12 protein-coding genes and 1 pseudogene are annotated in these 14,937 nt (G+C 70.6%); 5 read left to right on the top strand and 8 right to left on the bottom strand.

The window, feature by feature from the left end; genetic code table 11:
- Positions 1-282: 282 nt before the first annotated feature.
- Both SM452_RS28220 and SM452_RS28215 read right to left on the bottom strand, forming a co-directional pair.
- The gene (locus tag SM452_RS28220; protein ID WP_262012687.1) at positions 283-1,434 is read right to left on the bottom strand and encodes a hypothetical protein; all 1,152 of its coding nucleotides are present in this window, start codon (positions 1,432-1,434) and stop codon (positions 283-285) included.
- A 6-nt stretch (positions 1,435-1,440) separates the two neighbouring features.
- Positions 1,441-1,752, bottom strand: coding sequence for a hypothetical protein (locus tag SM452_RS28215; RefSeq protein WP_262012688.1), 312 nt, complete (start codon positions 1,750-1,752; stop codon positions 1,441-1,443).
- Positions 1,753-1,813: 61 nt separating this feature from the next.
- On the opposite strand from SM452_RS28215, the gene SM452_RS28210 reads away from it, so the two are divergent.
- The 3 genes from SM452_RS28210 to SM452_RS28200 all read left to right on the top strand — a co-directional run bounded on the left by SM452_RS28210 (position 1,814) and on the right by SM452_RS28200 (position 6,085).
- Positions 1,814-4,162 (top strand): TOTE conflict system archaeo-eukaryotic primase domain-containing protein, encoded by a 2,349-nt coding sequence (locus tag SM452_RS28210; RefSeq protein ID WP_355512341.1) that lies wholly within the window; start codon positions 1,814-1,816, stop codon positions 4,160-4,162.
- 93 nt (positions 4,163-4,255) lie between these two features.
- Positions 4,256-4,681: a hypothetical protein gene (locus SM452_RS28205; protein WP_174533516.1), complete on the top strand. Its 426-nt coding sequence runs from the start codon at positions 4,256-4,258 to the stop codon at positions 4,679-4,681.
- 141 nt (positions 4,682-4,822) lie between these two features.
- Positions 4,823-6,085, top strand: a complete 1,263-nt coding sequence (locus tag SM452_RS28200) for an ATP-binding protein (RefSeq protein ID WP_174533515.1) — start codon at positions 4,823-4,825, stop codon at positions 6,083-6,085.
- A gap of 305 nt (positions 6,086-6,390) precedes the next feature.
- Here the strand turns inward: SM452_RS28200 and SM452_RS28195 are convergent, their stop codons facing one another.
- The 6 genes and pseudogenes from SM452_RS28195 to SM452_RS28170 all read right to left on the bottom strand — a co-directional run bounded on the left by SM452_RS28195 (position 6,391) and on the right by SM452_RS28170 (position 12,832).
- On the bottom strand, positions 6,391-6,786 hold the full coding sequence (locus SM452_RS28195; RefSeq protein ID WP_259275667.1) for a superoxide dismutase: 396 nt from the start codon (positions 6,784-6,786) through the stop codon (positions 6,391-6,393).
- 27 nt (positions 6,787-6,813) lie between these two features.
- Positions 6,814-6,947, bottom strand: a pseudogene (locus SM452_RS28190) (superoxide dismutase); the annotation flags it as partial.
- 1,106 nt (positions 6,948-8,053) lie between these two features.
- Entirely contained in the window at positions 8,054-8,257 is a 204-nt protein-coding gene (locus SM452_RS28185) for a cold-shock protein (protein WP_007074326.1), read from the bottom strand.
- Positions 8,258-8,725: 468 nt separating this feature from the next.
- Entirely contained in the window at positions 8,726-9,022 is a 297-nt protein-coding gene (locus SM452_RS28180; protein ID WP_262012692.1) for a helix-turn-helix domain-containing protein, read from the bottom strand.
- Positions 9,023-9,602: 580 nt separating this feature from the next.
- Positions 9,603-12,065, bottom strand: coding sequence for an ABC transporter permease (locus SM452_RS28175; RefSeq protein WP_463841045.1), 2,463 nt, complete (start codon positions 12,063-12,065; stop codon positions 9,603-9,605).
- Positions 12,059-12,832 (bottom strand): ABC transporter ATP-binding protein, encoded by a 774-nt coding sequence (locus tag SM452_RS28170; RefSeq protein WP_355512347.1) that lies wholly within the window; start codon positions 12,830-12,832, stop codon positions 12,059-12,061. The genes SM452_RS28175 and SM452_RS28170 overlap by 7 nt, the downstream gene beginning before the upstream one ends.
- A gap of 169 nt (positions 12,833-13,001) precedes the next feature.
- Between SM452_RS28170 and SM452_RS28165 the strand changes: the two genes are divergently transcribed.
- A complete protein-coding gene (locus SM452_RS28165; RefSeq protein WP_262012695.1) occupies positions 13,002-14,159 on the top strand; it encodes a sensor histidine kinase in 1,158 nt (385 codons plus the stop codon).
- Complete coding sequence (locus SM452_RS28160; protein WP_463841044.1) at positions 14,156-14,824, top strand: response regulator; 669 nt, start codon at positions 14,156-14,158, stop codon at positions 14,822-14,824. Before SM452_RS28165 ends, SM452_RS28160 begins: the two co-directional genes overlap by 4 nt.
- The last annotated feature ends 113 nt before the right edge of the window (positions 14,825-14,937 follow it).

Below are 14,937 nucleotides of genomic sequence, written 5' to 3'. Positions count from 1 at the left end.
GCCCAGGACCACACCCGGCGCACACGAACCCCGGTTCGCGACCGGCGGTCGGCCATGGTGACCCACGTTGGCACCGGTTCACCCCGGTCGGCATCCGCTGGAGGAGTCTCCAGGTGACCCCGGTTGATCTTGGCGGGCAGAATGAAGTGTCCGGCGCGATGGGGTCGCGTCGGGGAGCGGACCGCCGCCGGCGTCGACTGTCTGGGGCGTCACGCTGGCACGCCGCACCGGCCATCCACGATCCTCGCCACACCTTGGCGACGGTCAGCGGGGAACCATGCGTCAGCTGTCGAGGCCTGCGAGGTTGAGGCGTTCGAGCAAACTGGGCTTGCGGGCGTGCGCCACCCGTAGCTCGGCCAGCTGGTGCTGGAACGACGAACTGTCCCCGTCGCGTTCGCTGAGTTCGCGCAGGTCGACGAGGAGTTGCACGGCGGTGTCGTACTCGCGGGGTTTCTTCGTGGCGATGAGCTCGTCGACTCGCTGCCAGGCGGCGGGTTGGTCGACTGCGAGGGTGTCGAGGTGCCGTTGCCGGGCTGCTGCGGCGGACCGTTCGCGGCGAATCCGGTCGCGTTCGCGTTGCTCGGCGTCCCGTCGTTCCCGTTCGGCGCGCAACTCCGCGGCGGTGGCGAGCAGTTCCCCGGCGGTACGGGCGGCTGCCGGGGTGGGCGTATCAGTGCGGTGTGCGTCGCGGTAGCGGCGCAGCAGCCGGTTGCGCAGTTGGCTGTCGCCGCCGGTGATCAGGTCGGTCAAGATGGCGTCCTTGTCCCGCGCGGACAGCCCGACGACCCAGGTGCGTAGTTGCGCAGCGGTCGGTTCGCCGGAGGTGGCCGGCGCCGATCCGGCCGCCGCGGCCGCGATCAGGTCGGGGTCGATGCGTAGGAACTCGGCGACGGCGGTGAGGGACGCGTCGAGGGTCCCCAGCCGGGCGGGGACGGGCGGTTCAGGCTCGTCGTCGGCGATCTCGGCGGACTGTACGCAGCGCAGCCAGGCCAGGTAGAGCAGGCGCAGGTCGCCGGCGGCGAGGCGGGCCCGGACCGGGATGATGGAGGCGAGGAGGCCGTGACCGTCGAGGTCCCACTCATCGGTGCCGTCCTCGTCCTCGTCGTGGAGGTCGATGATGACGTGCTTGCCGGCGGTCCACGCGGATGCACTGTCACCTTGGCAGTACTGGGAGACGGTGGCGGGGTCGAGCACGTGTTTCGGTAGTCGCAGCATGAGCTGGCGGGTGCCCCAGTTCGCCAGGTACAGGTGCGCGTCGAAGTACCGTTCCATCAGCGTGCGCGGGTTGCCCTTGAAGTTGCCCCACTCGTAGGTGTTGACGAAGCTGGTGGCAGTGATGTCGGCCCGGGTGGACAGCGACCGCAGCTCGGCCCGCTCGCGGACGGTGAGGGGACGGTCGACGGCGGTGAATTCGTAGTACTGGTACTCGCTCATCGTGGCCTACCTCCCGGCCCAGTGCCGGTAGGCGTCGATCCACGCGGCACCGTCCGGCATAGGGGTGGGTAGCGGAAGGTCGAGAAGACCGACCCGTTGCCGGTGGCGGCCTCGGGCGCAGACCGCGACGATGCTGTCCGCGGCCAGCTCGATCTTGCCTATGGTGACCTCGACGCCGAGGACGGTGGTGGTGAACGGCACCGCCAGATGCTCCTCGATCATGGCGAACAGGCCGGCACGCTGGTCCTCGTGACCGTCCGTGTCGACGGTGGCTTCCTCGATCATCGCCTCCAACGCGGCGGTCCCCTTCGATGCCATCGGCGGAGGATAGCGGACCGGTGTCGGGGTGTTCGGAGCCCGATGCGCGAGGATGGTCGGCATGGGTTCGGTGGCCGATTTCGTCGATCTTCGGCGGGAGGTGGAGCGGTTACGGGCGGAGAACGCCCGGCTGGGGCGTCTGCTGGAGCTGCGCGGCCAGGACACGACTGCGGCGCCGGAGCAGTTGTCCGCTCCGGTTGAGCCGCCAGGGCTGGTCACCATGGCTTCGCCGACCCGGGACAAGCTGACGTTGTTCACCGACCGGTTCCGGGCCCGGGCCGACGTGTACGCCGTGCGGTGGGACAACGCCCGTACCGGCGCAGCCGGATGGATGCCCGCGGTCGCGGGCGGCTGGCGCAAGGGTATGGACCGGCGGGGTGCCACCTACCTGCCCCGCACGACGGAGGTCGTCGCGGCACATCTGGTCGGCGACGTGTTCATGGGCCTGTACCCGCTGATGCCCGGCAACACCTGCCACTTCGTCGTGGCCGACTTCGACGGCCCGACGGCGATGCTCGACGCCCTCGCATACGTGAAGGCGGCACGGGCCAGCGCGGTGCCCGCCGCGTTGGAGATCTCCCAGTCGGGCCGCGGAGCCCACGTGTGGGTCTTCTTCACCGGCGCTGTTCCCGCGGCCACCGCGCGGGCCGTGGGTACGGTCCTGCTGCGCGAGGCGATGGTGCTGCGCGGGTCGATGGATCTGCGGTCGTACGACCGTCTCTTCCCCAACCAGGACGTCCTTCCTGAGGGTGGCTTCGGCAACCTCATCGCCGCGCCGCTACAGGGCCGCCGCCGCAAGGACGGACTGACCACCTTCCTCGACCTCGGCACCCTCGAGCCGTACGCCGACCAGTGGGCATTCCTGTCGACACTGGACCGGCTCAGCCCCGGCGACGCCGAACAGATCGCCCGGCAGGCCAAACAATCCGTCACCGGTGCCGACATCGCAACGATCAGCCGGTCCGCCGCGACGCAGGTCCACCCTCCACTGCCTCCGGTGGTCCACGCGGAGGCCGGTGCCGGGCTGAGCATCGACGCCGGACAGCTCACCCCCGCCGCACTCGCCACGTTCAAACACGCCGCCGCCATGGCCAACCCGAAGTTCTACGAGCTGCAACGACTCCGCAAGTCCACCTGGGATACGCCACGCTTCATCCAGGGCTATGACCTCACCCTCGATGGTCGCCTGATCCTTCCGCGGGGCCTACGGCACACCATCACCACGATCGTCGAGCGCACCGGGTCACGGCTGGCCGTCGCCGACGTACGAAACTCCGGGACCGAGATCGACACCGCGTTCACCGCCGAACTCACTGGCCAGCAGGCCGTCGCGGTCGGCGCACTCCTCGCCCACGACGACGGAATCCTGGTCGCCCCACCGGGCTCCGGCAAGACCGTCATGGCCTGCGCCGTGATCGCCGAACGCAACACCTCCACCCTCGTCCTCGTCGACCGCAAAGCTCTCGCCGACCAGTGGCGCACCCGCATCCAACAGTTCCTCGACATCAAGCCTGGCCAACTCGGTGGCGGCCGACGCAAGCTCACCGGCACGGTGGACATCGCACTGCTGCCCTCCCTCGCCCGGCGCGACGACGTCGCCACCCTGACCCAGGGGTACGGGCACGTCATCGTCGACGAATGCCACCACCTCGGCGCCGCCGCGTACGAGCACTCGGTCAAACGGATCGCCGCGCAGTTCTGGCTCGGCCTCACCGCCACCCCTACCCGACGCGACGGCCTCGGCCAACTCGTCACCTGGCAACTCGGCCCCGTCCGCCACACCCTGACCGACGAGGAACAGGGCACCCTCGCGGCTGCGATGCACACCGATGCCGGCCCCCGTCGAGCGCTGTTCATCCACGAGACCACTTTCCAACCCGGCGACGTCGACCTTGACGCGCCCGGCGCGCTCGCCGAGGTGCACCGAAGGCTGGCCCTCGACGAACCCCGCAACACCCAGATCGCCGACGACGTCGCCGCGGCCCTGACCCGCGGTCGCAACTGTCTCGTGCTGACCCGACGGGTCGCCCAGGTCGAGGCACTCACCGCTCTGCTCGCCGCACGCGGACATCAGGCGCTTGTGCTCCAAGGCGCGGTGAGCACCCGCGACCGGCGGGCCATCGTTGACCGGCTCGACGGCGCGAAGGCCGGCGACGGCCTGCTCGTCATCGGCACCACACCGTTCATCGGTGAAGGCTTCGACGCCCCCGCCCTCGACACCCTCTTCCTCGCCGGCCCGATCTCCTACGACGGCCTACTCGTCCAATGCGCCGGCCGCGTCATCCGGGCCGCGCCCGGCAAGGACCTTGCCGAGGTCCACGACTACCACGACCCGGCCACACCCATCCTCGCCGCCTCACTCCCACGCCGCATGCCCGGATACCGGGCCCTCGGCTTCACCAGAACATGAGCGCATCCCATAGCGATCACCATCACTGGCCCGCCGGTTAAAGAGATTGACAGAAGCCAAGCGCGCTGGGCCTAACATGGCAGGCTAACGGCCATGGGCCGGTTCTCGGAGGATGAGCTGCAGGCGGTTGTCTCCCGGTACGAGGCGACGCGGGCGGCCGGGTTGACCGAGCGGGACGAACAGCTGCGGGCGGACTACCAGCCCTACGGAAACCGGAAGCCCTACGTGGTGGCCGAAACCCTTGCCGCGCTGCACGGCCCCACCGACGGCGCGGTGACGCTTCCGCGTCATCTCGACTGGTCCGGGCACGCCGAGTACGACCTGAACCGGCCCACGCGCCTGGCCAGCATGTACAAGGTGGTGCTCACCGAAGCCAGTACGGTCGAGGATTTGCACACCTGGCTCAATGCCGACCTGCTGCGGCGGCTCTGGCCCACCCTGTGGCTGCCACCCCAGCTCCGCCAGCACTGGGAAGACGCCTTCCCCGAACTAGCCCCGACTCGCAGCAACGCGACGTAGCGGTGGACCCCTTCCACGAACCGCCCCGTTCGCCTGGCCCGCAAATCGAACATCGAATGACCGCGTATCGAACGCTTCGGGTGCCGCAAATCGAAAGCAACCGCCCTCGCAGATCGAAAATGCGGCGGTTATGATGACGCCGTGCCCACACCGCATCTAGTCCCCCGCCACGCTGCCGCGCAGGTCAACGCTGCTCTGGCGGACACCCGCGTCGTCTTGATCAGCGGGGCACGCCAAGCGGGCAAGAGCACCCTGGTCCGCCTCGTTGCCGGCGATCGTCTGGCCGAGCGCCGCGATCTTGATCGGGCTCAGGACCGGGCGGCGGCGATCGCCGATCCGGTCGGGTTCGTGGACTCCTCCGAACTCCTGGTCATCGACGAGATCCAGCGCGCTCCGGAGCTCCTGTTGGCCATCAAGGCTGCCGTCGACGAGGATCCCCGTCCTGGCCGGTACCTGCTCACCGGATCGTCTCGGCTGTTCGGCATGGTGGCTGCGCCGGACGCGCTGCCTGGTCGGATGGAAACCGTCGAGCTCTGGCCATTTTCCCAAGGCGAACTCGACGGAGCCCTGGACGGATTTATCGACGCCGTCTTCGCGCTCGGCCCGAACCTGCGACACGAGTCGGACGTGACCCGCGCCGACTACGCGGCTAGGATCGTGCGAGGCGGCCTACCCGAGGCCACCGCCCGCACCGACCCGCGCCGCCGCCAACGGTTCCTCGACGCCTATGTCCAGGCGCTCATCGACCGCGACGTCCGGCAGCTGTCCGACATCCAGCACAAGGGCGAGCTACGCAGGCTGGTACGCCTCCTCGCGGCCAGGTCCGCGACCATCATCGCCGCGAACTCCCTCGAATCCGCCCTCGGACTGAGCCGGCCGACGATCGTCCGCTACCTCCAAGCCCTGGAAGAGATCTTCCTGATCAAACGGATTCCCGGCTGGTCCCGCAACCTCGGCACCCGTGCCACCGCCGCGCCAAAGCTGATCTTCGTCGACTCGGGCATCGCCGCCAACGAAATCGCGACCGACGCCCGGGCACTGCTCCGGCCGGGCGCACCGTTCGGGCCGCTGCTCGAGTCATTTGTGCTGTCCGAACTGTCCCGGCAGCTCACCTGGTCCGAGCAGTTCGTCGACCTGTCTCACTACCGCGACCAGAGCAGGTACGAAGTCGACGCGGTGCTCGAGAACCGAGCTGGTCAGGTGGTCGGGATCGAGGTCAAAGCAGCCAGCACCGTCGGACCCGACGACTTCCGCGGCCTACGCCGACTCGCCGACCGCCTCGGCGACGACTTCATCGTCGGCATCGTCCTCTATACCGGAACCGCCACGCTGCCGTTCGGCGACAGACTCCGCGCCATGCCGGTCAGCGCCCTATGGCAGGTTTCCGCCTCGACAGCAGATTGACCTCGCTCGCAGGCCGCTCCCCAGCCGTCAGGGGAGTGGGCATGCCCTCAACCGGGCGAGGGCGGTGGTGTGGTGGCGACGAGCAGGGTGAGTTCCCGGACCAGGTCGTCCAGGACTGACCGGTCTGCGCGCGGACCAGTCCGAGGGCGAGGTCAGCGAGGAGGTAGAAGCCGAGCGTGCGGGCCTGGTCGGTGTCGAACGAGGCCAGCAGCGCCTCCGCGCCGGCGAGATCACCGCGGTGGCGGGCGGCGATGACCCCGGCGGCGCGCTGCACGAGGTCGGCGGCGACGGACCGGTCACGCCGGTCAGAGCTTCGGCGCGGCGGCGCGGGCGGCCTCGAACCGGGCGGTCACGTCGGCCCAGTCGACGAGATTCCACAGGCGGTCGACGTAGTCCGGGCGCACGTTGCGGTACTGCAAGTAGTAGGCGTGCTCCCACGCGTCGAACACCAACAGCGGCGTGGAGCCCTGCCCGACGTTGCCGTGGTGGTCGTAGACCTGCTCCACGATCAGCCGCTGCCCCAGCGGCTCCCAGGCGAGGACACCCCAGCCGGAGCCCTGCACGCCCTTCGTCGCCGCCGACAGTTGGCCAGCGAAGCCGTCGAAGGAGCCGAAGTGCTCGTCGATCGCGGCAGCCAGCTCACCGTCGGGGCGGTCGCCGCCGTGCGGGGACAGGTTGTTCCAGAAGATCGAGTGCAGCACGTGCCCGGAGAGGTTGAACGCGAACGTCTTCTCCAACCCGACCAGCGCCGCGAAGTCACCCTTGTCCCGGGCCTCGGCCAGCTGCTCTAGGGCTTCGTTGCTGCCCTGACGTACGCGGCGTGGTGCTTGCTGTGGTGCAGCTCCAGGATCTCGCCGGACATCGCCGGCTCCAGCGCACCGTAGTCGTACGGCATGTCGGGCAGAGAGTAGACGGCCACCAGCAGCTCCTCGCACCATCGTCGTCGCAGAGTTGGGCGGGCGCCCCGGCGGTGGTGCAGATCATCGCGTTGCCGGAGCGCCGACCCACTGCTGCCAGGATTACGTAGTTGCCAAGCTTTGGCAATAAAGACGAGCCAAGCCGCGATGAGGCCGGACGTACAGTCGGGGCGCAGCACGTCGCGCGAGACCGACACCGCGGCCCACGGGAAAGTGGCACTGAGCAGCGCTTATGCACTTCTGCTGGGCTTCAGCAGGCGATCACAACGGCGCGCGGGTGCGACCGGCGCAGAAAGCCTGGAAAGAGAGAAGCCGCAGGTCATCGGCCTGCGGCTACACACGGAGCGTCGGGTTAGGAAACCGATGCTCTATCCCCTGAGCTACGAGGGCGCGAGCGCCCAGTCTAGCGACCTGAGGGTTCACCTGAGGTGGCAGGAAGCGGCCGACGTTCACCCACCCCGTTCTACCAGCCCAGGACCACAGCCCAAGCACACGAACCCTGACTTGCGGCCCGCGATGCGGCCGCACCTCGTCCGCCTCACGATCAGCGGGCAGGCTCTGGCGCTCGCCCGCCTCGGCGATCGCTCGGGCGTACACCAGGACGTGGACCGCGTGTTCGCCCTACTGCCGGAACACCCACCGGACGGAAGGTCAGCACTAGCCTCACCCTCGGCCCGTACTGCCCGACACGGGCCGCCGCCAACGCGGCGACGGCCTACCCGGGTTTCGGCGACACCACCGACGTCATCGACCACCTCACCGCCGCTGTCGCGGTGTTCGACGCGGCCGGACTACGGGGACCGCAAGCGCTCAGCCGCCTCAAGCTGGCCACGGCTAACGCGCGGCGGGACAAGGGGCGATGCTTGGCAGACGAGCGCCCGAGGTCCGAATCGATCCAGTGGGGAGAGCACGGGGACACTGCTGGGCCGGCTCCACACCGAGACGGCCGGCCTTCAGCCGATCAGATGATTTTCGCGATGGCGTGGTGAGCGCATGAAACGCCGAACGGCGACCCGCTGAACCAGTCGGGCCGCCGTTCAGAGAATCTGGATCAGAGCGGGCGGATGTTCTCCGCCTGCGGGCCCTTCTGGCCCTGAGTGATGTCGAACTCCACCTTCTGATTCTCGTCGAGGCTGCGGAAGCCGCTCGCCGAGATCGCGGAGAAGTGGGCGAAGACGTCAGCGCCGCCGCCGTCCGGGCTGATGAAGCCGAAGCCCTTGTCGGCGTTGAACCACTTCACGGTACCTGTAGTCATGTCTGCTCCTTCGCAGGCTGTCAGAGGCCGCACTGTGCGGACCCTTACGCCGCCGCGTTGATCACCCGCGTCGAAACGACACGAAAAACGAAAAGCGCCTGGATGGGTTTCAGATGCCCCATCAGGCGCCGGAAAACGTCTACTGGAAATCAAAACTGCAACTGGGACACCGTAGCACATGATCCGTTGTTCAACCGATGGCGGTGAGTGGACCTGGTCGACTGAGCTTGCTTCCCTGCGGAGGCGCGCCGGATCCACGCCGCGCTGGGCGACCCGGCGATCGTGGACGCGCTCACCCTGGGTGGCACCGCACCCCTCGCCGAGATGCGCGACTTCCTCACCGTCCTCGACGGGCCGTCGGACCGAGGCGGGAACCTGGACGTGCGCCTGGTGGGCCGGCCGACTTACCAGCCCGCCGACGGCCTCGTACGAAGGGTGGGCTGGTCAGTCCGGTCGTCGCGGCCCTCGCTACTGCTTCTCGTTCTGCCGGAGAGCTTCCTCGAGTTGGTCTTCGAGAATGATGATCCGGCAGGCGGCCTCCAGGGCGGTGCCGCCGTCGACCATTTCGCGTGCCCGGGCGGCCAGGCGCAGCTGGTAGCGGGAGTAGCGGCGGTGCCCGCCGCTGGAGCGGTGCGGGTTGATCAGTTTCGCCTCGTCCAGGCGACGCAGGAAGTCCTGCGTGGTGCCGAGCATCTCCGCGGCCTGCCCGATGGTGTAGGCCGGGTAGTTCTCATCGCCGAACATGTCTTCGGGGTTTCGCCCCATGTCACCTCCACGTCGAGGGCCCCGGCGCTTGCGCGCCGGGGCCCAGGGTCACGGGTCAGAACACCATCTACCGACAGGAACGTCGGCTTGTCGTATCCGCACCAGCCGTCATCGACGGCTTCGGGTGCGAGGACCGCATATGCGTGACCGGAGACCACCTCTCGTTCGATGGAAACTGCGGTGTCCGCCCGGCCTGACATGACGACCGACGGCGGGCGATCCAACGGTGTACGACCCTCCCTTTCCTCTGCTACTTCTTTCCCTTGCTGTCGTACGTTCTGCCGGCGCCGGAGCCCACGCGACTTCACAGCCCCGACACGTGCGGCGAACATCAGCTGGAGCCCTGAAAGAACTTTGGCCCCACCTGCACCCCGGCGTATGCCACGCCGGAACTGACGTGCTCTTACCGCCTCTCGGGAGGAACGGTGAAGCGTGTTCCTCTCCCAGCCGCCCGTCGTGTCCTCACGGCCGGACGGTCCGTCTGCGTCTTGACGGATCTTTCCTCTCGACTCGAAGAACAGTATGCCACACCGCAGAAGATGTCTAGCTCTCCCAGCCTAGATTTCCTGGCCGACGGTCATCAGGATGGCCGCGCTGTGATGTCGATACGTCTGGAGGAGGCGGCAATACGGTTCACCCCACGGCACCGGCGACCCAGTGACCGCCAGGTCGGCAGTGCGCTCGCCAGCACCGCCAGGAGCAGGCAGAGCCCCACCACCCCGCCGACGACGGACCACGGCACCACCAGGTCGACCGGTACGCCGGTCTGCTCGGCCAGGCCGGCACGGATACTCAGCAGACCGACGAACGCGACGGCCCCGCCGAGCAGCGCGCCGATCAGCACCACCAGGGCGGACTCGGCCGTGACCAGCCAGATGACCTGCCGTCGGGTGGCACCGGCCAACCGGATCAGCCGCAGGTCGGCCACCCGGCCGGAAGCGGCCATCAGCAACGTGTTCGCCACCGCGACAGCCCCGTAGCCCGCCGAGACACCGATCAGTAGCAGCGTGAACAGCCAGACGAGGCGATCCTCGGCGCGGTCCGCCTCGGCCGCCCACCCGGCCACGCCGAGGATTCGTGCGCCGAGCGGGGGATCGATCCGATCCTGGACGTACACCGTGGAGGTGAGCGCCGAGGGGTCGTGTGCCCGCACCACGGATCGTGGCAGGAGCAGGTCGCCGGGGATCGAGTCGTCGGTGACGACGGCGACGACGCGCAGCGACACCGACTCCCCATCGGCGAAGACCAGCTCGTACGGCTCGGTCGGCCGCCGGTTCGCCGAGGCGGGGAGGACCACCGTGTCGTCGCCGCTCAGGTCGTCCAGTGAGCCGGCGACGACGGTGAGCGCCCGGTTCGCGGCGGCGAAGCCCGCCGGGTCCACGCCGAGCGCGGTCAGTGGCCGGTTCGCCGGCGACGAGTTCGGGTCGCTCTCGTAGACCGTCGTCGGGAGGAGGGCGGTGCCCCCGGTCGCCGCTACGGCCTGGTCCGACAGGCCTGGTGCGCGGTCGGGCACGACGATCCAGCCGGCGTTGACGTTGTCGGCCCGGCCCGCCGCGTAGGCAGCCGTGGTGGTCCGCACCATTCCGGCGACCAGCACCGCGAACGCGACGGTGAGCAGCACCGGGGCGGCGATCGAAGCGGTCCGCCGGGTCGCGGTCGACGCCCCGGCCCGGACCAGCAGCCCGATCGCGCCACCCGGTCGGCGCACCGGCCACCGCAACATCCGCACCAGCGGGCCGACGACCGCCGGAGCCAGGACTGTGGCACCGGCCACCAGCGCCATCACCGCGTACAGGGCGTACTGCGCCGCGACGCGGGCCTCGTCGGCGGTCGCCGTCCCGATGCTGAGCGCGACCCCCACCGCGACGAGCAGCGCACCGGTGGCGATGCGCAGCCGCCCGATCGGCCGCTGCTCCACCGCCGCTTCGCGCAACGCCTCAAGCGGTCGGACCCGGGCCGCCCGGCGCGAGGCCGACCAGACGGCCGGCAGCGAGATCACCGGACCGGCGACGAGCGAGAGAGCGACCGGCCAGTGCTCGTACCCGACCCGGAAGGTCGACGGTTCGAAGCCGGCGTCGACGAGAAACCGACCCAGCAGCGGCGCGAGCCCGCCGCCCACCAGCAGGCCGGCGATCCCGCCCACGGCGCCGACGACGAGCGCCTCGCCGTACACCATGCGGCGGACCTGACGCCCGGTGACGCCGACGGCGCGCAGCAGGCCCAGCTCACGGCGGCGCTGGGCGACGGTGAACGCGAAGGTGGAGGCGACCACGAACACCGTGACGAAGCCGGCGAGGGCCGCCGTGGCGGTGAGCACCTGCATGCCGATCCAGCGGGTGCGGGCGTCGTTGCGGGGCTCCAGCGCGCCACGCGCGTCACCGGTGAGAACCGATCCGTCCTCGCCGACGATTCCGCGAGCCGCCGTGGCGACCCGCTCGGGGTCCGCGCCCGCCGCGAGCACCAGCCCGATGGCCCGGACGCCGGGCGCGAGCGTGGCGGCCACGTCGTCAGCGACATGGACGCCGGGTTCGTCGACCAGACCGGTGACGGTGTACGACTCCGGGCCTGCCGCCATCAGCAGGGTGACCGGCACGCCGGGACGCAGCCCGAGCGCACGGTCCACCACCACCTCGCCGGGCCTGCGGGGCGGCGCGCCGGCGGTGAGGCGCAGTCCACCGAGTCGGGCGCTGGCCCAGCCGTGCCCCTGGTGGGCGTCCTCCCGCCGTCCATCGGTGCCCGCGGGGCGACCGGCGACGAGCGGCTGCGCGTAGAAGGTCCGGTCCGGCACGGCCGCCGCGACACCGGGCAGGGCGGCCAGCCGGCTGGCGAGCTCCGCCGTCGTGGTGGCGGACCAGGGCCGCGTCGGCACGAACGAGTCGGGCGATGCGCCCGCTTCGGGGCTCTGCACCACCACCGCCGCCCGCGCGAGCCGATCCGGCACCTGCGGGCGTCCGGAGGCGAGGAGCAGGGTGGCCGCCGCGATCAGCGTGACCCCGATGGACACGGCCACGAACGCACTGACCGACCGCCGGATGCTCAGCACGCCGGCCCCGCCGGCGTCGCCTCGTGCTCGGACGGGCGGGCCTCACGCTCGGCGATCCGCGCGGCGACAACCGCCGCGGTGATCTCGCCGTCCAGCTCGTCGACGACGCGGCCGTCGGCGAGCAGCAGGACCCGATCGGCGTACGCGGCGGCGGCGGGATCGTGGGTCACCATCACGACGGTCTGCCCCTGGTCGTCGACGAGTGCGCGCAGCAGTCGGAGCACCTGTCGGGACGCCGCGCTGTCCAGCGCCCCGGTCGGCTCGTCGGCGAAGACCACTGCCGGGCGGGTGATCAACGCCCGGGCCACGGCGACGCGCTGCTGCTCGCCGCCGGACAGCTCGCCCGGCCGGTGCCCGGCCCGGCCGGCCAGACCCACGGCGTCGAGCGCGGCGGCGACGTCCCGAGCCGGCGGGCGGCGGCCGGCCAGGCGCAGCGGCAACTCGACGTTCTGCGCCGCGGTCAGCGTGGACACCAGGTTGAACGCCTGGAACACGAATCCGATCCGATCGCGGCGCAGCCGGGTCAGCTCGTCCTCACCCAGGTCGTCGAGGCGGGTGCCGTCGATGGTGACGGTCCCCTCGGTCGGGCGGTCCAGCCCCGCCGCGCAGTGCAGCAGGGTGGACTTGCCCGAGCCCGAGGGGCCCATCACCGCCGTGAACGTGCCGCTCGCGAAGCCGGTCGTCACGCCGTCGAGCGCCGTCACCCGCCGGGTCCCGGTGCCGTACACCGCGCGTAGCCCCGTCAGGGTCACCGTGTGTGTGGTCATGGCCGCCACGGTGCCCGGTGTGCGGGGTGCCGCGCGTCGTGCCGGCGTGGACACTTTCCGGCCCTCCGCCGGGTGGAGGCGGAGGGCCGGAATCGCCGGTACGTCGTCCTCCGGGATGACCGCCCGCAGGTGGACGCGGCGGACCCGGCCGGCCGATACCGTCGTGCGGGTGACCGCTCCCCTGCTGACCCGGCGGCTGCGGCCGGTGGACCTGTACGTCGTGGACGCCGTGCTCGCGGTGGCGGTCGGCGGGCTGCTCTGCCCGTACGCGGCCCTGGAGTCGCCGCTGCACGGTGGCGTACGCGAGCCGCTCTGGGTGTCCGTGCTCGTCGGGATGTCTCTCGGGCTGCCGTTGGCCGTCCGGCGACGGTGGCCGGTCCCCGTTTCTGTCATGATCAGCGGCAGCACCGCAGCAGCCCTGGTCACCGGCGTGATCCCCAACTTCGCCGCCGCCGCGCCGGCGGTCGCCGTCGGTCTGTCCTTCTACACGGTGGGCGCGTCGACGGCCACCCGCCGGTCGCTGCTCAGTGCCACCGGTTGTCTCGCTCTGGTGAGCGTCGCGCTGGCGCTGACCGCTGGTGATCTCTGGTCGCGGACCGGTGCCGTCGTCTACGCCGCCGTCATGATCGCTCCTGCCTGGGTGATCGGCTGGTTGGTCCGTGAGCGCCGCGCCCTCGCCGCCCGGCAGGGCGAGCATGTGGTCCGGCAAGCCGTAGCCGAGGAGCGGTTACGGGTGGCGAGGGAGCTGCACGACGTGGTCGCCCACACCTTGAGCCTCATCGTGGTGAAGGCGGCAGTCGCCAACCACGTCGCCGAGACCGATCCCCGCGAGGCGGGGGCCGCGCTACGGGTGATCGAGGAGACCGGCCGCAACGCGCTGACCGATGTACGCCGGGTGCTCGGGGTACTGCGCGAGGACACCCCGTACGCCCCGGCGCCCGGGCTGGACGAGTTGCCCGTGCTCGCCCGGCAGGCGGCGATCGGTGGTGTGGACGTTCGGCTCGACGTACGGCGGGAGGAACCGGCCGGCGCGGTGCCGGAGTCGGTGGGACTGACGGTCTACCGGATCGTGCAGGAGGCGGTGACCAACGTGGTGAAACACGCGGCGCCGGCGGCCTGCCGGGCGACGGTGACCGTCACGCCTCGCGAGGTCCGGGTCGAGGTGACCGACGACGGCCGCCGGCCTGTGCTGCCCGGCGGGGAGGGGCACGGGCTGATCGGCATGCGGGAACGGGTGACGTCGCACGGAGGCGAGTTCCACGCCGGGCCGTGCTCCGGCGGCGGCTACGCGGTGACGGCGAGTGTGCCCTACCGGGTGGCCGCGTGATCCGGGTGCTGATCGCCGACGACCAGGCGCTGCTGCGCGGCAGTTTCCGGCTGTTGGTCGATTCCACCCCGGGCCTCACCACTGTCGGCGAGGCGGGCACCGGCGTGGAGGCTGTGGCGCTGGCCGCCGAGCACCGGCCGGACGTGGTGCTGATGGACGTGCGGATGCCGGAGATGGACGGCATCGAGGCGACCCGGCGGATCTGCGGCGAACCCGCCACCGCCGGCACCCGGGTCGTCATCCTGACCACGTTCGACCTGGACGAGTACGTCTACGGGGCACTGCGGGCCGGAGCCAGCGGGTTCCTGCTCAAGGACACCCCGCCGGCGGAACTGCTGGCCGGCATCCGGGTGGTGGCCGCCGGTGAGGGGCTGCTCGCGCCGACGGTGACCCGCCGGCTCATCGACGAGTTCGCCCGTCGGCCCGAGCCGGCCCGGCCGCTGCCACGACGGCTGGACGGGGTGACCGAGCGGGAACGGGAGGTTCTCGTGCTGATCGGCCGGGGCCTGTCCAACGCGGAGTTGGCCGGGCACCTCGGTCTCAGCCTGGCCACTGTGAAGACGCACGTCGGGCGGTTGCTGACCAAACTGGCGGTACGTGATCGGGCGCAACTGGTCATCGTCGCCTATGAAACGGGCTTGGTCGGACCGGGCGGCCTGCGCTGAGAACGTCGCCCCTCCGGGGAAGAGACACCAGGCGTGCCTGGCGACGCGGACGCTCCGACCGGAGGCACGGGGACGCGAAGCCCTCGACGCCCTCGGCCGGCGGGGACGGGGCC

Source organism: Micromonospora sp. SYSU B005 (assembly GCF_055362685.1).
The sequence above is the reverse complement of the archived record's forward strand: the minus strand, read 5'-3'. Positions and strand labels throughout refer to the sequence as shown.

Excerpts from the sequence above, each read along its gene's own strand:
- SM452_RS28220 (WP_262012687.1), bottom strand. The coding sequence starts at position 1,434 with ATGAGCGAGTACCAGTACTACGAATTCACCGCCGTCGACCGTCCCCTC.
- SM452_RS28215 (WP_262012688.1), bottom strand. The coding sequence starts at position 1,752 with ATGGCATCGAAGGGGACCGCCGCGTTGGAGGCGATGATCGAGGAAGCC.
- SM452_RS28210 (WP_355512341.1), top strand. The coding sequence starts at position 1,814 with ATGGGTTCGGTGGCCGATTTCGTCGATCTTCGGCGGGAGGTGGAGCGG.
- SM452_RS28205 (WP_174533516.1), top strand. The coding sequence starts at position 4,256 with ATGGGCCGGTTCTCGGAGGATGAGCTGCAGGCGGTTGTCTCCCGGTAC.
- SM452_RS28185 (WP_007074326.1), bottom strand. The coding sequence starts at position 8,257 with ATGACTACAGGTACCGTGAAGTGGTTCAACGCCGACAAGGGCTTCGGC.
- SM452_RS28180 (WP_262012692.1), bottom strand. The coding sequence starts at position 9,022 with ATGGGGCGAAACCCCGAAGACATGTTCGGCGATGAGAACTACCCGGCC.
- SM452_RS28170 (WP_355512347.1), bottom strand. The coding sequence starts at position 12,832 with ATGACCACACACACGGTGACCCTGACGGGGCTACGCGCGGTGTACGGC.